Annotated in this window: 16 protein-coding genes; 11 read left to right on the plus strand and 5 right to left on the minus strand. The window is 71.4% G+C overall.

What is annotated here, in order from left to right; all coding sequences use genetic code 11:
• Positions 1-37: 37 nt before the first annotated feature.
• The 9 genes from JO379_RS02155 (at position 38) to JO379_RS02195 (ending at position 11,198) form a co-directional block, all read left to right on the plus strand.
• On the plus strand, positions 38-898 hold the full coding sequence (locus JO379_RS02155; protein ID WP_209513504.1) for a TauD/TfdA dioxygenase family protein: 861 nt from the start codon (positions 38-40) through the stop codon (positions 896-898).
• Positions 895-2,409 carry a 4-hydroxyphenylacetate 3-hydroxylase family protein gene (locus JO379_RS02160; RefSeq protein ID WP_245381343.1) on the plus strand — a complete coding sequence of 505 codons (1,515 nt, stop codon included), beginning with the start codon at positions 895-897 and terminating at the stop codon, positions 2,407-2,409. The genes JO379_RS02155 and JO379_RS02160 overlap by 4 nt, the downstream gene beginning before the upstream one ends.
• 16 nt (positions 2,410-2,425) lie before the next feature.
• Complete coding sequence (gene asnB / locus JO379_RS02165) at positions 2,426-4,294, plus strand: asparagine synthase (glutamine-hydrolyzing) (RefSeq protein ID WP_209513505.1); 1,869 nt, start codon at positions 2,426-2,428, stop codon at positions 4,292-4,294.
• On the plus strand, positions 4,294-5,274 hold the full coding sequence (locus tag JO379_RS02170) for a quinone oxidoreductase family protein (protein WP_209513506.1): 981 nt from the start codon (positions 4,294-4,296) through the stop codon (positions 5,272-5,274). The genes asnB and JO379_RS02170 overlap by 1 nt, the downstream gene beginning before the upstream one ends.
• 27 nt (positions 5,275-5,301) lie before the next feature.
• Positions 5,302-6,195, plus strand: coding sequence for a DODA-type extradiol aromatic ring-opening family dioxygenase (locus JO379_RS02175; RefSeq protein ID WP_209513507.1), 894 nt, complete (start codon positions 5,302-5,304; stop codon positions 6,193-6,195).
• A gap of 210 nt (positions 6,196-6,405) precedes the next feature.
• Positions 6,406-7,881 (plus strand): Y4yA family PLP-dependent enzyme, encoded by a 1,476-nt coding sequence (locus JO379_RS02180; RefSeq protein ID WP_209513508.1) that lies wholly within the window; start codon positions 6,406-6,408, stop codon positions 7,879-7,881.
• Positions 7,878-9,197 (plus strand): pyridoxal-phosphate dependent enzyme, encoded by a 1,320-nt coding sequence (locus JO379_RS02185; protein WP_209513509.1) that lies wholly within the window; start codon positions 7,878-7,880, stop codon positions 9,195-9,197. The genes JO379_RS02180 and JO379_RS02185 overlap by 4 nt, the downstream gene beginning before the upstream one ends.
• Position 9,198: 1 nt before the next feature.
• Entirely contained in the window at positions 9,199-10,389 is a 1,191-nt protein-coding gene (locus JO379_RS02190) for an aminotransferase class V-fold PLP-dependent enzyme (RefSeq protein WP_209513510.1), read from the plus strand.
• 32 nt (positions 10,390-10,421) lie between these two features.
• Positions 10,422-11,198, plus strand: coding sequence for a class I SAM-dependent methyltransferase (locus tag JO379_RS02195; protein ID WP_209513511.1), 777 nt, complete (start codon positions 10,422-10,424; stop codon positions 11,196-11,198).
• A gap of 39 nt (positions 11,199-11,237) precedes the next feature.
• Here JO379_RS02195 and JO379_RS02200 read toward each other — a convergent pair whose 3' ends face one another.
• The 3 genes from JO379_RS02200 to JO379_RS02210 form a co-directional block, all read right to left on the minus strand.
• On the minus strand, positions 11,238-11,753 hold the full coding sequence (locus JO379_RS02200) for a pyridoxamine 5'-phosphate oxidase family protein (RefSeq protein WP_209513512.1): 516 nt from the start codon (positions 11,751-11,753) through the stop codon (positions 11,238-11,240).
• Between the two features lie 159 nt (positions 11,754-11,912).
• Positions 11,913-13,931: an ABC transporter ATP-binding protein gene (locus JO379_RS02205; protein ID WP_307841859.1), complete on the minus strand. Its 2,019-nt coding sequence runs from the start codon at positions 13,929-13,931 to the stop codon at positions 11,913-11,915.
• Between the two features lie 342 nt (positions 13,932-14,273).
• Positions 14,274-14,720, minus strand: a complete 447-nt coding sequence (locus JO379_RS02210; RefSeq protein ID WP_209513514.1) for a MarR family winged helix-turn-helix transcriptional regulator — start codon at positions 14,718-14,720, stop codon at positions 14,274-14,276.
• Positions 14,721-14,795: 75 nt separating this feature from the next.
• On the opposite strand from JO379_RS02210, the gene JO379_RS02215 reads away from it, so the two are divergent.
• Entirely contained in the window at positions 14,796-15,857 is a 1,062-nt protein-coding gene (locus JO379_RS02215; protein WP_245381344.1) for an ABC-2 transporter permease, read from the plus strand.
• 117 nt (positions 15,858-15,974) lie between these two features.
• Here the strand turns inward: JO379_RS02215 and JO379_RS02220 are convergent, their stop codons facing one another.
• A complete protein-coding gene (locus JO379_RS02220) occupies positions 15,975-16,253 on the minus strand; it encodes a MerR family transcriptional regulator (protein WP_209513515.1) in 279 nt (92 codons plus the stop codon).
• A gap of 41 nt (positions 16,254-16,294) precedes the next feature.
• On the opposite strand from JO379_RS02220, the gene JO379_RS34055 reads away from it, so the two are divergent.
• Positions 16,295-16,591: an NAD(P)-binding domain-containing protein gene (locus tag JO379_RS34055; RefSeq protein ID WP_209513516.1), complete on the plus strand. Its 297-nt coding sequence runs from the start codon at positions 16,295-16,297 to the stop codon at positions 16,589-16,591.
• Here the strand turns inward: JO379_RS34055 and JO379_RS02230 are convergent.
• Entirely contained in the window at positions 16,586-17,317 is a 732-nt protein-coding gene (locus JO379_RS02230) for an SAM-dependent methyltransferase (protein ID WP_209513517.1), read from the minus strand. The genes JO379_RS34055 and JO379_RS02230 overlap by 6 nt on opposite strands.
• Positions 17,318-17,357: the final 40 nt, after the last annotated feature.

A 17,357-nucleotide genomic window follows, 5' to 3' on the forward strand; every position in this document is an offset into this window, starting at 1 on the left:
CCGTGTCCCCGCATCACGACCACAGGAGGAACACCCCATGACCGACGACCGCGATCCCCTCGCCGGCACCCGGTACGACATCACACCGATCAAGCCCTTCGGCGTGGCGATACAGGCGCTCGGGGAGGGCCGGCACGTCCGGGACATCCCCGTGGCACCGCTGCGGACGCTCGTGGCGGAGCATCACATCCTGCTGCTGCGCGGCTTCGACACCTTCGACGCACCGGACGAGCTGTCCGCGTACTGCGAGCGCTGGGGCGGGCTGAGCGTATGGCCCTTCGGCACCGTGCTCGAACTGGTCGAACAGGAACAGCCCGAGGACCACATCTTCGACAGCAGCTACATGCCGATGCACTGGGACGGCATGTACCGCGAACAGATCCCGGAATTCCAGGTGTTCCAGTGCGTGAACGCGCCCGGCGCGGGCAACGGCGGTGAGACCACCTTCTCCCACACCACCGCCGTGCTCGAGCACACCGACCCGGAGACCGTCGCCCGATGGGCGAAGGTGACCGGCACCTACCACCGGGCGATGGAGTACTACAACAGCGTCACCGTTTCACCGATCGTGACCGCCCACCCCGTCCACGGCGCTCCGGTCATCCGCTACAACGAACCCACCGCCGCCGATGACGCCGACTTCGTCAACCACCCCGACCTGCGGTTCTCGGGCCTGCCGGACGACGAGCTCGCCGAGGTCCACCGCAGCCTGCGCGCGGCGCTGTACGACCCCGCGCACCTCTACGCCCACAGCTGGCAGACGGGCGATCTCGTGATCACCGACAATCACACGCTGCTGCACGGCCGGAACGCCTTCACCAGCGGCGCACCCCGCCACCTGCGCCGGGTGCAGGTGCTCGGCACACCGCCGCTGGACAACCCGGGGCTGGTGCGATGAACCAGCAGCACACCCTCATGACGGGCGACGAGTACCTGGAGAGCCTGCGCGACGGCCGCCAGGTGTACCTGGACGGAGACCGGGTCAAGGACGTCACCCGGCACCCGGCCTTCCGTAACTCCGCCCTGTCGGTGGCACGCCTCTACGACGCCCTGCACGACCCGGCGACCTCCGATGTGCTCACCGGGGTCGACGCGGGCACGGGCATCCGCACCCACAAGTTCTTCAAGCCCAGCCGTTCGGCGGCGGAGCTGGTCGAGGCCCGCGAGGCGATCGCCACCTGGGCGCGGATGAGCTACGGCTTCCTCGGCCGCACACCCGAGTACAAGGCGTCCTTCATGTCGGGCCTGGGAGTCAACGCCGACTACTACGGCCCGTACGCCGCCAACGCCGCCGCGTGGTACCGCGAGTTCGCGGGCAAGGCGCTGTACCTCAACCACGTCCTCATCAATCCGCCGGTCGACCGCAAGCGGGCGATCCACGACATGGAGGACGTCTTCGTGCACGCCGTGCGCGAGACGGACGCCGGCGTCGTCGTCAGCGGGGCGAAGATGCTGGCCACCGGCTCCGCCCTCACCAACGCGGGTTTCGTCGCCCCGGTCGGCTCGGCGGCCCTCGCCCCCGGCAAGGCCGAGCCCTTCGCCCTCGCGTTCTTCGTCCGGATGGACAACCCCGGGGTGAAGCTCGTCTGCCGCACCCCGTACGCCCAGGCCGCCGTCAGCCCCTTCGACGCCCCGCTGAGCAGCCGCTTCGACGAGAACGACAGCGTGCTCCTGCTCGACGAGGCCCTGATCCCCTGGGAGGACGTCCTCGTCTACCGGGACATCGAACGGGCGACGGGCTTCTACGCCACGTCGGGCTTCGCGAACCTGTACAACTTCCAGTCCGGAATCCGGCTGAGCGTGAAGCTGGAACTCATGGCCGGACTGCTCGCCCGCGGCACCAGGGCGAACGGCACCGACGCGTTCCGCGGGGTCCAGGCCGCCGTCGGGGAGGTCATCACCATGCGGGACATGGTGTGGGCCCTGACCTCGGCGATGGCGTACGACCCCGAACCGGGCGGCGGCGGCATGGTCGTGCCACGGCTCGAGCACGCCTCCGCGATGCGGATGTACAACGCCCAGGTGTGGGACCGGGTCCACGAGCTCTTCGAGACCACCCTCGGCGGAGCGCCCCTGGCCGTCCCGTCGAGCGCCCGCGACCTGACCAACCCCGAACTGCGGCCGCTCATCGACCGCTTCTACCGCGGCGCGGACACCAGCGCCCTGGACCGCATCAAGCTCCTGAAGCTGGTCTGGGACGCGATCGGCACCGAGTTCGGCGGCCGGCACGAGCTCTACGAGCGCAACTACTCGGGCAACGGCGAACAGGTCCGGCTGGACGCGCTGAAGTGGGCGACCCGGCGCGGCAACCTCGCCCGCTACGAAGCCCTGGTGCAGGACTGCCTCGACGACTACGACGTCGACGGCTGGCGCAGAGGCCCGTGGCACGACCTGACCCCCACCGACTGAGGAACGGAGCAGACACATGTGTGGCATCACCGGATGGGTCGACTACACCCGCGACCTCACCACCGCATCCCCGGTCGTCGACGCCATGACCGACACCCTGGCCGCCCGAGGGCCCGACGCCCGCGGCACATGGCTCGACACGCACGTCGCGCTGGGGCACCGGCGACTGGCCGTCATCGACCTCGAGCACGGCACACAGCCCATGCGCACCCCGGAGCGCGGCCCCCGGGACCTGCCCCGGGCAGTGATCTCGTACGGCGGAGAGATCTACAACTTCCGCGAGCTCCGCTCCGAACTCGTCCTGCGCGGGCACCGGTTCACCACCCGCAGCGACACCGAGGTGGCGCTGCGCGCCTACCTGGAGTGGGGCGAGGACTTCGTCCACCGCCTCAACGGCATGTACTCCCTCGCCATCTGGGACACCGCCCGCGACGAGCTGCTGCTCGTACGGGACCGGCTGGGCGTCAAACCCCTCTACTACTACCCCACACCGGACGGTGTGCTCTTCGGCTCGGAGCCGAAGGCCATCCTCGCCAACCCCCTGGCGCGGGCCGAGGCGGGACCGGAGGAGCTCTGCGACGCGCTGCTGTTCCTGCGCACCCCCGGGCGGGTGCCCTTCCGCGGCATGCGCGAGGTCAAGCCGGGCCACCTGGTGCGCGTCGGCCGCGGCCGGATCACCGAGGAGCGGTACTGGGCCCTGGAAGCCCGCCCGCACACCGACGACCTGCCGACCACCGTCGCCACCGTCCGCGAGCTGCTCGACGACATCGTCCCCCGCCAGATGGTCGCTGACGTCCCCCTGGTCTCGCTGCTGTCCGGCGGCCTGGACTCCAGCACGATCACGGCTCTCGCCGCGCGGGCCCGGGCCACGACCGGAGACGGCCTCGCCACGTTCTCCGTGGACTTCACCGGCCACACCGAGAACTTCCAGGCCGACGCCATCCGCCCCACCCCGGACGGCCCGTACGCCCGGGCGGTCGCCGAGCACGTCGGCAGCGACCACCACCCCATCGTCCTCGACCGCGCCCGGCTGCTCGACCCGGCCGTCCGCCGGAGCGTCCTCGGCGCCTGGGACCTGCCGTTCAACTTCGCGGACCTCGACGTCTCCCTCCATCTGCTCTTCGCCGCCGTCCGCGAACACGCGACCGTGGCACTGTCCGGAGAGGGCGCCGACGAGGTCTTCGGCGGCTACCTGTGGTTCTCCGACCCCGTCGCGCGGCGCGCGGAGACCTTCCCCTGGCTGAAGCTCGGCGCCCACCGGGGCCTCGACCCCCGTTCGCTGTTCCACCCCTGGTTCGTCGACGGGCTCGACCTCGGGGAGTACGAGGCCGATCTCTACCGCACCGCACTGGCCGAGGTGCCGCGGCTCGAAGGCGAGAGCGCCGAGGACCGGCGGACCCGGGAGCTCAGCCATCTGACGCTGACCCGGTGGCTGCCGATCCTGCTCGACAAGAAGGACCGGATGGGCATGTCCGTCGGGCTGGAGGGCCGGGTGCCGTTCTGCGACCACCGCTTGGTGGAATACGTCTACAACGTCCCCTGGGCGATGAAGACCTTCAGCGGCGAGGAGAAGTCGCTGCTGCGCGCGGCCGCCGCCGACCTGCTGCCGGAACCGGTGCTGCGCCGCAAGAAGGCCGCCTACCCCTCCATCCAGGACCCCGCCTACGACCGCGCCCTGATCACCGGCCTCACCACGGCGGCGGGCGACGACAGCGCGCCGCTGAGCCCGTTCCTCGCCGGCGAGGCGGTGCGGCGGCTCACGGCCAAGACCTTCGGGGGCAGTCTGTCGGAGTTCGAACGGATCCTCGTGGAGTCCACCGTCCGCCTGGACGACTGGCTGCGTACCTACCAGGTCGGACTGACCGGAGTGAAGGGAACGAACTGATGCACGCGATCGAGATCCGTGAGACCGGCGGGCCCGAGGTCCAGCTCTACGTCGAGCGGGCGGACCCCCGGCCGGGCGAGGGGCAGATCCTCGTCGAACTCGCCGCGGCCGGAGTGAACTTCATCGACCTCTACCGCAGGGAGGGCCGCTATCCGCTGCCCGTGCCGTGCGTACCCGGCGAGGAGGGCTCGGGGACCGTGGTTGCCACCGGCCCCGGCGTCAGCCGGTTCAGGCCGGGCGACCGGGTCGCCTGGACCACGGTCCTCGGCAGCTACGCGACCCGCGTGGTCGTGCCCGAGGACAAGGCGATCGCCGTGCCGGACGGCATCGACCTGGTCACCGCCGGCGGAGTGCTCGTCCACGGCATGACGGCCCACTTCCTGGCCAACGACTCCTACCCGGCGCGCGCAGGCGACACGGTGCTCGTCCACGCCGCCGCCGGCGGGGTCGGGCTCCTGCTCACCCAGCTGCTCAAGCGGCGGGGTGCCCGCGTCATCGGCACGGTCTCCACAGCGGAGAAGGAGACCCTGGCCCGGGGGAACGGCGTCGACGACGTCATCCGCTACACCGAGTTCACCGAGGAGGGGGCCCTGGCCGCCGAGGTGCGCCGGCTCACCGGCGGGGAGGGTGTCCACGCCGTCTACGACGGCGTGGGCGCCACCACCTTCGACGCGAGCCTCGCCAGTCTGCGCACCCGCGGCACCCTGGTCCTCTTCGGCGGCGCCGGCGGCGCCGTGCCGCCCGTCGACGTGATGCGGCTGCTGTGGGGCGGCTCCCTGACCCTGACACGGCCCTACCTGGAGCACTTCCGGGCCACCACCGAGGAGTTCGCGTGGCGGGCGGGGGAGGTCTTGACCGGCATCCTCGACGGCACCTGGAAGTTCACCGTCGCCGGAACGTACCCCCTCGCCGAGGCCCGCCGCGCGCACGAGGACCTCGCGGCCCGGCGCACCAGCGGAAAGCTTCTGCTCGTTCCCTAGCCCTCTCGACCGCGAAGGAGGTCGCCCATGGGCGACATCGTCGGTGCGGGCCTGCTCTCGCACGCACCCGTCATCATGTTCCCCGAGCCGGTGAGGATCAGGGAGAACGGAGGCCGTGACTTCACCCTCGCCACCGGCCTGACCCGGCTCCGGCACGAGGTGATCGACACGACCGACCACGACACCGTCGTGGTGTTCGACAGCCACTGGGCGACCACGACCGAAACGGTGATCACCGCCCACCCGCGCCGCGCGGGCCTGTTCACCTCGGACGAGATGCCCGGCGCGATCAGCCGGCTGCCCTACGACATCCCCGGGGACCCGGAGCTGGCCCACACCGTCGCCAGGGCGGCGGAGCGGCGATCACGGTGGCTCACCGCCAACGACGACCCGTATCTGCCGATCCACTACGCGACGCTCAACCTCTGGACCTACCTCGGCCGGGCCGGTACCCCCTGGGTCTCCGTCTCGGTCTGCCAGACGGCGACCACCGAGGACTTCCTCGAAGCCGGCGAGGTCGTCGCGGAGGCGGTCGCCGGCCTCGACCGCAAGGTGCTGCTGCTCGCCTCGGGAGGCCTGTCCCACCGCTTCCGGCCACTGGCCGAACTGCGCGAGCGCATGGCGGGGGACCCGGACAACATCGTCACCCCCGAGGCGCGCGCGGCCGACGAACAGCGCATCGCCTGGCTCGAGGCGGGCCGCCACGACCGGGTGATCGGGTCCATGCCGGAGTACCTCCGCTTCGCCCCCGAGGCACGTTTCGGTCACTACCTGATGCTGGCCGGTGCGCTCGGCGGCGCGGACTGCGGGGCGCGGGGCAGCCGCTTCAGCAGCTACGAGAACGGCATAGGCACCGGGCAGGCCCACCTCTGGTTCGACCGGCCCGCCACCGGACGGCAGCACGAGGTGATCGGTCGCTGAGGGCGATTCCGCCGCCTCGGGCCTCTTCCCTCCCGTCCCGCCGGTGCTCCGGCGGGACGGGAGGGAATCCTTCCGGTACCGGCCGTGAGCCCGCCGTGTCCGGATCCGCCCCAGGCCACCGGGTGTAGACCGGCCCTGGATGGATAAGGATCGGCCGGGGCGGTGCCTTGCAGCGGCCCGCCCGCCTTGTCGCAGGGAGGGACGTCTGAGATGGATGGTGCCCCGTTATATCTGGAGCCACGGCTGGAACAGCCGTTGGCGTCGTTGCTGGAGTCGGCGGCGTTCCTCCACACCCTGGTCGACGCGCTGGGCTCGCCGCTCCATGTCGTCCTGCCCGAGCGGATCGCGGAGAACGTCGAGCGATTCCGTTCCGTCTACCGCCGCCACAGCCTGGCCGGCCAGGTGTTCTTCGCCCACAAGGCGAATCGTTCCAGCGCCCTGGTGCGCCGGCTCGCGATGACCGACGCCGCCATCGACGTGGCGTCGCTGGGCGAACTGCAGCATGCCCTCGGCGCCGGATTCGGCCCGGAGCGCATCGTCGCGACCGGCCCCAAGGACCCGGAGTTCCAGTGGCTCGCCGCCCGCTGCCGGGTCACCGTCAGCATCGACGGGCCGGAGGAACTGGAAAGCCTCGCCGCCCTCGTGCGCGCCCACGGGCTGCCACCGGTGCCGGTATTGCTGCGGTTGTCGGAGTTCGAGACGTCCGGAGTCACGGTGCGCTCCCGGCAGAGCCGCTTCGGCTCCTCCATGAGGTCGCTGCCCCGGCTGCTCGACGCCGTCGCACGACACCGGGACGTCCTCGGTCCGGCCGGCGTCGCCTACCACCTCGACACCACCAGCCTGGACGAGAAGGCGACGGCCCTCGAAGGCTGCCTCCGGGCCATGGACGCGCTGCGACGCCGGGGATTCACGCCGCGCGCCGTCGACATCGGCGGCGGCTTCGGCGTCAACTACCTTGCCCACGAGGCCGAATGGGACCGCTACACCACCGAACTCACCCACGCGGTCCTGGGCAGACGGCCGCCCCTGACCCGCGGCGGCCACGGCTACGGCCTCCGGGCCGAAGGCGGCACCCTGCGCGGCGCGCTGAGTCTGTACCCCGCCCACCGCCCCGTCGCCGGGCCCGGCTATCTCGACGCGCTGCTGTCCCGGCCCGCCCCGGCCCTGAACCGGCCGCTGGGCACCCTCCTCCTGGAGAACCTCTACGACCTGTACACCGAACCCGGCCGGGCCCTGCTGGACCAGTGCGGGCTGTCGCTGGCGAAGGTGCTGGAAGTACGGCGCACCGACCGTGGTGATCCCCTGGTGCGCCTCGCGATGACGGCCGACGACGTCAGCCTGGAGGAACACGGCGTCCTCATGGACCCGGTGCTCCTCGCCCGTGAAGGTGCCCCCTCCGAAACCGGCGAGGGAAGCGGCCCGGTGGGCGTGCACCTCGCCGGCAGTCTCTGCCTGGAAGCCGACCTGATCACCCGGAGAACGGTGTTCCTGCCCCGTATGCCACGGCCGGGCGACCTCCTGTGCTTCGCCAACACCGCCGGGTACTGCATGGACTTCCAGGCCACCCAGGCGCAGCGCCGGCCCGCCGCCCGGAAGGTCGCGGTGCACCGGGAGGGCGGCTCCTGGCGCTGGTGTCTCGACGAGCGGTACTGGCCCATCACACATCCGGGAGGGCACGAGGCATGAGGTACGACAGCATCACCGACGCCATCGGCGACACCCCGCTGGTACGCATCGATCCGGCCGTGCACGGCCTGCGCACCATCGACCTCTACGCGAAGCTGGAGATGCTCAACCCCTTCGGGTCGGTCAAGGACCGGGCGGCCTGGAACATGGTGCGGCCCGGACTGCCCGCGGCGGTGCGCCGCGGCGAGACGGTCGTGGAGCTCTCCAGCGGCAACACGGCCAAGGCGCTGGCCGTCATCGCGGGCATGCACGGGCTGCCGTTCAAGAGCATCACCAACCGGATGCGGGTACCGGAGATCAAGGACCTGCTCCTGCTGCTCGGCGCCGCGATCGAGGAACTGCCCGGACAGACCGAATGCCTCGACCCCACCAACACCGACGACCCGCTCACCCTCTTCCACCAGGAACTGTCACAGCCGGGCAGCCCCAACCTCCACACCGACCAGTACTTCAACGCACGCAACACCGAGTCCCACGCCACCGGCACCGGCCCGGAGATCGTGGCGGACCTCGACGGGCGGGCACCGGACTTCTTCATCGCCTGTGTCGGCACCGCCGGTTCCTCCACCGGGGTGGCCCGGGTCCTTCGCGCGCACGACCCCGCGGTACGGGTCGTCGGTCTGGTCGCGCAGAAGTCGGACTTCATACCGGGGATCCGCACCATCGACGAGGTGCAGGAGGTCGGCCTCTTCGACCCCGCCACGTACGACACGATCGAGGCCGTGAGCGCCGACGAGGCCATCGACGGCATGCTGACGCTGGTACGGCGCTGCGGCATCCTGGGCGGCCCCACCGGCGGGGCCGCGTACTTCGGGGCGCTGCGCCATCTGCGCCCGCTCGACGCCGGGTCGACCGAGCGGAGGACGGCCGTCTTCATCGTCTGCGACCGCGTCGAGAGCTACGTCGGCTACGTGCGCCAACGCCGCCCGGACCTGCTGGGCAGGCCGCCGGTGAAGAACTCCGTGAGCGCGCTCTCCGAAGCCGAGGTGGCGGCCGCCACGGTGATCGACACCGCCGACGCGCGGAAGTGGATCGCGGAGGAACGCCCCCTGGTCGTCGACCTGCGGGGCTCCTTCGCCTATGCCGCGCTGCACATCGAGGGGTCGGTGAACATCGTCGACGAGCTCTTCGACGAACTCCTGCGGGGCGGCCTGCCGTTCAGCAAGCGACAGGCCGTGCTGCTGGCCTGCCCGGTCGGCGAGAAGTCCGTCCGCTATGCCGCCCTGCTGACCCGTATGGGCCACCCCGACGTCCGCAGCCTGGCCGGCGGCATCATCGCCTGGCGCGACGCGGGCGCCCCACTGGAGCGTGGCTGACATGGACCGACCGCTGGAGGATCTGCGCGACTGGCAGCGTCCGCTGCGCGCCGAGTTCCCCATCATCGTGGACCATCCGGACCTGGCCTATCTGGACAGCGCGGCCACCGCGCAGAAGCCGCGGGCGGTCCTGGACGCCGTGCAGACGTACCTCACCACGTCCAACGCCAACTCCGGCCGTGGCACATACCCCTGGGCCAATGCCACGACGACGCTGGTGGAGCGGACCCGCGACCGGGTCAAGGAGTTCCTGGGCGACCCCGCCCCGGACCGCTCGGCCGTGCACTTCACCAGCGGTACCACCGAAGGGCTGCGCACCGTGGCCCGCGACTGGCTGCCCGCCGTCCTGACCGACGGCGACGAGATCGTGGTGCCCTTCGCCGACCATCAGGCGAATCTCTCGCCCTGGCTGGAAGCGCGGCAACTGCTGGCCCGCCAGGGGATCCACATCGCTGTTCGCCCCCTGCCGTACCAGGAGAGCTCGGGCGACTACGACCCGCGGGCGCTGGCGGACATCGTCGGCCCCCGCACCCGCTTCGTCGCCGCCACCCATGTGCACCACGTCTACGGCGGCGACATGAACGTCCACCGCATCCGCCGGGTGGTCGGCCCCGAGGTGCCGATCTGTCTGGACGCCGCGCAGAGCGTCGGCCATCTGCCGGTCTCCGTGGCCGATCTCGACGTGGACTTCCTGGTCTTCTCCGGGCACAAGGTCCTCGCCCTGCCGGGCTCCGGGGCGGTCTGGTCCCGTGGAACGCGCGGGCCGCGGCTCCGCCCCGGCGGGTGGAGCGGCACACCGAACACCGCCGGCATCGCCGGCCTGGCGGCCGCCCTCGACTGGTTGGACGCGGCGGGCCTGGACCGGATCGAACGATGGACCGTCGCCCTGGCCGCCCGGCTCACCGACGGCCTGCACCGGCTGTCCGCCTACGAGGTCCTGGGCTGTCCGCTGAGCCTGCCCGCAGGGTCCCCGGTGCAGCGGCGCCGGAGCATCGTCACCTTCCGGCACCGCGGGGTCAACTCCAACGACCTCGGGTTCATCCTCTTCAGTCACGGCTTCATGGTGCGGTCCGACGGCCACTGCCAGGCCGGGGCAGCAGGGGAAGAAGGGTCCGTGCGGGTGAGTCTGCACATCCACAACACCCCAGAAGAGATCGACGCGTTGCTCTCCGCCCTCGCTAAACTACAATGATTGTCAATACCACCAGAACGCGGGCGGGTGAGATGGCTGAGGTGCGCAGCAGGCCGGGCGTGAGCGCGGCGACGGCGGCACGCTGGGTGAAGCGTTGGGAAGGCCAACAGCAACGGTATGCGGTCGACCGCGAGGAACGCTTCACCGTGATCGCCGACGTGGTCGACCACGTCACGGCCGGCCGCCCGAGACCCCTGGTCGTCGACCTCGGCTGCGGCCCCGGAGCACTGGCGGCGTGCCTGTCGCGCCGCCTGCCGCACGCGGAAGTCCTCGCCGTCGACGCCGACCCGCTGCTGCTCGAACTCGGCCGCACCTACTACGGCCCCGCCGTCCGGTACGTCGAAGCGGTGATCGGCGCACCGGGCTGGCTCAGGACCCTCGGCCTGGACCGTCCCCTGGACGCGGCCGTCTCGACGACGGCACTGCACTACCTCGGCGAGCGCACCCTGCGGCAGGTCTACCGTCAGCTCGCCGCCCTGCTGCGCCCCGGCGGCATCCTCGTCAACGGCGACCACCTCTGCCAGGACGCCGCGAAGATCTCCAGGATCGCCACCGCCGTCGGGCGCCGCTGGGCCGAACGAAGAGCGGTGCTCGCCCACGAGGACTGGCAATCCTGGTGGACGGCGATGGAAGCCGACCCGGAGCTGGCTCCTCTCCTCGCCGAGCGCCGCACCCGCCCGCTCCCCAGCAGTCAGGGCGAGGATCTGACGCTCTCCCGCCACATCACGCTCCTGCGCGAGGCGGGATTCGAGCACGCCGGCGCGGTCTGGCAATTCGGCAACAGCCACGTCCTGGTCGCCGTCCGTTGAGCCTCGGCCGGTGACGACCGGTGACGGCGGGCCCGCGGCTCAGGAAAAGCGCCAGCGGGTCTGGCTGTACGGCTCGCCCTTGCCGAAGCCGAAGGCCGTCCGGGGGGGCACCGCGAAGACCACGGCCTCACCGGCGCCGGGATTGACGAACACCCCGTCCCGTACGTCGAAGTGCCACTCCGCGCCGTACTTCGCTTCCCACGCGCCGGCGAGCCGCCGCAGCCGGGGCTCGTCTCCCACCCGCACCGCCTCGCCCTCGACGACCAGGTCGTAGCCCTCCCGCAGGGCGTTGGACCCGGTGGTGAGGACGACGTGCGGGTTGCCCCGCAGGTTCTGCGCCTTCCGCTCATGCGCTCCGGTGCAGAAGTGCAACGCGCCGTCCGCCCAGACCCCGATGAGCGGGGTGACGTGCGGTCGCCCGTCGGGGCGTACGGTCGTCAGCCAGTACACCTCGGCCTCGGCCAGCCGGGTGACGGCGTCCGACCAGGGCACGGCCGTCGCCCGCTCGTCGCTGTAGCGCGCGTCCAGTTCGGCGCGGGGTTCCTTGTCGGGCATGGGGTGTCCTCCTGGAGACCGATGGTGCCCTCCCGGCGAGGGCCCCGCATCCGGGCGAGCGAAGACATCGGGGTCGCTGACGCGCTCGACCGGCGCCGCCGCCTGATACGAGGCATGCACAGCCCTGGGGGAGGGGCCGGGCCTCCCCCAGGGCGCCCGTCACAGTTCCAGGCTCTTCTCCGCCGCGTCGGCGGGCTTGCGTTGCCCGGGAAGGGCGGCGGATTGCTCGTCCGTGAACTGACGGCGTTGCATCTCGTAGAGGTCGCGGAAGATCCCGACCGGCGGGTTGTCCGTCAGCTCCCGGAAGGTGCCGCTCTCGCGGAGCCTGCCGTTCTCCAGGACGTGGATGAGGTCGGCGTCCCGCACCGAGGCCAGCCGGTGGGTGATCAGGAGGACGGTCTGGCCCGCTTGGGCGAGCTGGCGGATCTGCTCGAAGACTTCGAGTTCGGCGCGGGCGTCGAGGGCCGAGGTGGGTTCGTCGACGATCAGGATCTGGGCGTCGCGGTAGTGGGCGCGGGCCAGGCCCAGCTTCTGCCACTGCCCGCCGGAGATCTGGTGGCCGCCCTTGTAGCCCCGGGAGAGCAAGGTGTCCCACCCGCGCGGCATCCCCTCGACCACCTTGCGGGCTCCCGCGTAACGGGCGGCTGCCTCCACCCGCTCCTCCTCCAGCGGCCGGTCGGTGCGGCCGATGGCGATGTTCATCCGGGCGGTCAGCGGCCAGCGGTGGAAGTCCTGGCTGACCATGGCGAACCGGGAGAACAGCTCGGCCCGGTCCAGAGTGCCCGCGTCCTGCCCGTCCCACCGGATCGTGCCCTCACCGGGCTGGTAGAGGCCGGCGAGAAGCTTCACCAGGGTCGTCTTGCCGGAGCCGTTCTCCCCGACCAGGGCCACGATCTTGCCCATGGGGATGTCGAGGCTCACACCGCTGAGGGCGGGCCGCCCGTCGGGGGAGTCGCCGGGATAGGAGAAGGTGACGTCCTCGAACCGGATGAGCCGCGGCTGCTCGGGGACCGGCAGCCCGCCGACGGGAATGGCCCGTTTCCGTGCCTCGACACACAGCCGCTCCAGATCCATGACGTAACACGCCTCCTCGTAGAGGCTGTTGACCTGGAGGACGAGGGTGGTCAGGCTCGCCGCCCCGCTGCGGGTGGCCAGCACGGCGGTTCCCGCGACCGACAGCGCCATCACCCCGGTCAGCAGGAGGCCGCCCAGCGCGAGATAGGTCACGAGAGTGGCGAGGCCCGTCAGGGCCGAGGCGATCAGCCGGGTCCTGGCCGCACTGCGCGCGAGCCGCGTCTGTTCGGCCTCCGAGCTCTCCGACATGCTCCGGAAGTGGCCCAGCAGGAAGGGACCCACGTCGTGCACCCGGATCTCCGGCGCGGGATCGGTACGGATCAGGGTCTGGCTCAGCAGACGGCCGGCCCGGGCGTGCTGCGCCCACCGCTGGAACGACTCGTAGCGCGTCCGTGAGTTGCGCAGTGCGGCCCAGGAGCGGGGCAGGGTCATCAGGAGCAGCAGGGGCAGCAGCACCGGGTGCAGGACGGTCAGCACACCGGCCGCCGCGGCGAAGGAGACCAGCGCTCCGACGACCGCCGTGCAGTACCGGATCATGCGACGGGACCCCGCCGCCCCGTACTGGGCGGTGTCCAGCAGCCGGTGGAAGTTCTCGTCCTCGATCGCCTCCAACTCCACGCGGATCACGCGCTCCAGGTACATCTCGGTCGCCACCCGCTCGACCTTCGGCTCCAGCCGTCCGGTGCCCGCGGTCGAGGCGGACATGGCCAGGGCCCCGACGAGACTGGTGACCGCGACCCAGATCAGCGCGGGCACCGACGCGTGGAGCCGGTCCGCGATGGGCCCGGTGGCCAGCACGGCACCGAGGACGTCGTTGACCGCCACGAGACCGATGGCCTGGGTGACGCCGTGCAGGACCTCCGCGCACCCCACCGCCCACAGGGCCCGGCGGTCGGCCCGCCACGCCAGCCGGACGGTGGAGGCGACCAGACGGGGCAGGCTCAACGCCATCGCCCACAGCGACATTTCCAGGTAGGCGCGCTCGTGCTTGTTCCAGCCCGTGTCGTGCAGCAGCGGCCCGCCGAACAGCAACCGCTCCGAGGGCGAGCCCTCCTGTGGGCCGGGACCCGCCGTGGCGGTGGCGTTCCCGGCGCGGCGACTCACACCGACCACCTCCCGGCGGTCGCGACGGCGGCCTTGCCGGACGTCGTCGGACGTACGTGTTCGAACAGCAACCGCGCCCCGGTGGTGTGCGTGTGACGGTCGTGACGGTGATGCACTACGCCTCCTCGTTGACATCCTGATCGGACGAGTGATCGGGAAAACGACCCCCGATCGGAGGAGTCACGGCCGCCAAGGGGCGTGATGTAGCGCAAGGATTCGAAGAAACGTCAACCGCCCCGAAGTTCCGGGGCGGGGCGTCGGCCGGAGTTTGTACGATTCACTCCACCGTGGTCCGTCACCCGATCCGGGCATTGCGTTGCTGCCGGAAACGATGAGCGCGCATCACGCCGAGGGCGGCAGGGCGTCCGGATTGAGGTGCGCGACCAGGCGGTACAGGAGGCTGTGCGCGGTTGCCTGTTCCGTCGGGGAAAGCACGGACAGCGCGGCATCGTTGACGTTCTTGACGACGGCCTGGGCGCGCTCGGTCAGATGCCGGCCGTCGTCGGTGATGTGCAGGCAGAGCACGCGCCGATTGGTCGGGTGGGGCCGGCGTTCCAGCATGCCCCGGTCGACCAGGCCGTTCACGGCGGCACCCATGGACTGGGCCGTGACGCCGGTGCGGCGGGCGGCGTCCGCGCTGGAGATGCCGGGGCTGCGGGCGATGTGCATCAGGGCGGTGTGCTGCGCCAGCGTCAGATCCAGCACCCGGAGTTCCTTCTCCAGGCGTGAGCCCATGACCTGGGAGAACTGCCAGGCCAGATAGCCGGTCGTCGCGGACTGTTCGTTCATGGACACCACCACTTGTAAGGCACCTTATATTTCCTGCTACGGTTATCAGGCAGCTTACAAGTTTGGATGGTCTTCGTGTCACTCCCCACTTCCTCCCGCCCTGCCGCCGCGCGGCAGGCACACCCGCACACCGACATCCCGGACAACGCCCCGCCTCCGCACCCGCAGGGCGGCCTCAAGGGCGTGCTCCTCCCGGTCGCCGTCGTGCTCGCGATCGGAACGATCTTCGTCAGCGTCTACCTCGCCGCGTTCCACGCCCCCAGGCCGCACGACCTGCCGGTCGCCGCCGTAGGCACCTCGCAGGAGATACACCGGCTCGAGAAGGGCTTGGAATCGGCCCTGCCCGGTGGCTTCGACGTACGGCCCTACGGCGACGAGAGCGCGGCACGGAAGGCCGTCGCACACCGCGACGTCTACGCCGCCTACCTCACCGGCCGCGGCGAGCCGACCCTGCTGTACGCCGGTGCCAACGGGCCCTCCGTCACCGGAACCCTCACCGGAGCCTTCGGCCCGGTCGCCGAGGCGGACGGCCACCGGCTCGCCCAGGAAGACATCCTTCCCACCTCCGGGGGCGACACCCGCGGCCTGTCGATCTTCTACGCGGCCTTCGGCCTGGTCCTGGCCGGCTATCTGTTCGGCATGATGACCTACCAGGCCGCACCCACCCTGCGCTTCAGGCAGCGCATGGCCAGCCTCGCGCTCTTCGGAGTCCTGGGCGGGATCATCATCGCCCTTCTCGCCGGAAGCACCGGATTCGGGGCGCTGCCCGGCTCGTTCATCGGGATCGCGGGGATGACCGCGCTGATGGCGATGGCGGCCGGCGGCGCGACCATGGTGTTCATCCGGTGGACCGGAGCGGCGGGCGCCGGGCTGGCCTCGGTCGTTCTGCTGACCCTCGGCAACAGCACCAGCGGTGGTGTCATGCCCGCCCCCTACCTGCCAGGCTGGCTGCACCCACTGTCCGAGGTCCTGCCCGTCGGCGCCGGTGTCCGCGCCATTCAGGGACTGGCGTACTTCCACCACGACGGTCTGGAGCGCGGCATCATCGTGCTGGCCGTCTGGATCGTCGCCTGCGCGGGACTGCTCTACCTGCGGGACGCCCGCGGCGCCCGCGGCCGGCAGGCCGCCACCGCCTGAGCCCGGACACCGCCGGGGACGGCCCCTGGAAGGACTGCCGGGCCCCTGCCCGGGGCCCCTGTCGGGGTCCCTTTCCCGGCCTGCCCGGCCCGGCGCTGTGCGGGCCCCGCGTCGCCCCTACGCCCCGGACCGCCGTCCACTGCCGACCGCCTCGCAGGCCGGTGGCTCCAGGGCGTCGAGTGGCAGCGTGGGCGTGATGCTGGTGTCCAGCACCCCGCGTGCGGCCAGGAGGTCCGCCACGGCGTCGCTGATCCGCTGACGTTCCCTGTACAGATCGGGAAGCATCTCGGGGTACGCGGGCACCAGCTCCTCGCCGGCGTCGACCATGCAGGGCAACAGCTCCCCGATCGTGGTGGTACCGAGTCCGGCGGCGAGCAGGGTGCGGATGCCGCGCACCGTGTCGATGTCCTCGGCGCGGTACTCGCGGTACCCCCCCCATGGGCCTGGCGCTCGCCGCGACACTGCTGGAGCAGGGCCACCCCACGACGGTCTGGAACCGCACTCCGGAGAAGGCCGACGGCCTCGTCGTCCAGGGCGCGCGCCGGGCGGCGACGATCGCCGACGCCGTTGCCGCGAGCCCGGTGACCGTCCGCACCAGCGTGGAAAGGAACGTCAGCTCCGACCAGCCGGAGCTGATGAAAGCCCTCGCCGAGCGGGCGATCGCCGAGGGCCACGGCGGACAGAACTACCTTGCCGTGTTCGAGCTGCTCAAGAAGCCGACGCCCTCGTCATGACGCGCGCAGGACCAGGCAGACGAATCCCAGGGTGTCCCGGTAGACGCGCAGCCACTCGGAGCGGTGGGTCGTGGCCGCCGCGAGCGCTTGGGCGCTCCCCGGATCGTCGGGGTGGTCCAGCGCCCACGCGGACAGGGACCCCGTCCATGCCCATTCGTAGGCGTCCAGCTCCTGGCGGGTGCTGACGTGTCCCTGTACGGGGGTCCACCCGTCGGCGATGACGCGGGCCACCGTGGTCGCCAGGTCGTCGAACTCCCCGAGCATGTCGACGGCCTCCTGGGAGGGCTCGCGCTCCCAGAAGCCATCACCGACCAGGACGCGCCCGCCGGGAGCCAGATGCTTGCGCGCGGCCGCGAGGGTGGGCAGCAGCCCACCGAAGGCATGCGTGGACCCCACGCAGAGCACCAGGTCGAACGAGTGCGGGGAGGTGAAGTCCGCGGCGTCCTGGCGGTGGAGTGCGAGCCGGTCCTGGACGCCGAGCTCGGCCGCGGCCTCGTGGGCGTGCGTCAGGGACGCCTCGGATATGTCCACACCCTCGGCCCGCAGCCGCGGGTGGGCGGCCAGGGCGCGCAGGAGCCATTCCCCGCCGCCGCAGCCGAGGTCGAGGACGCGCTCGTCGCCGCGGGGGATGCCGTGGTCCAGCAGTTCGCGGACCGAAGTGTCGTCGAGCGGCGCCGCGATCGGATGGTCGGCGTGCGCGAGCCTGGAGATCATTTCACGTTTCACCGGCGCAGTCTGACAGCGGCAGACCGCGCGCGCACCTGCT

The sequence above is a fragment of the Streptomyces syringium genome, assembly GCF_017876625.1.
Taxonomy (GTDB): Bacteria; Actinomycetota; Actinomycetes; order Streptomycetales; family Streptomycetaceae; genus Streptomyces; species Streptomyces syringius.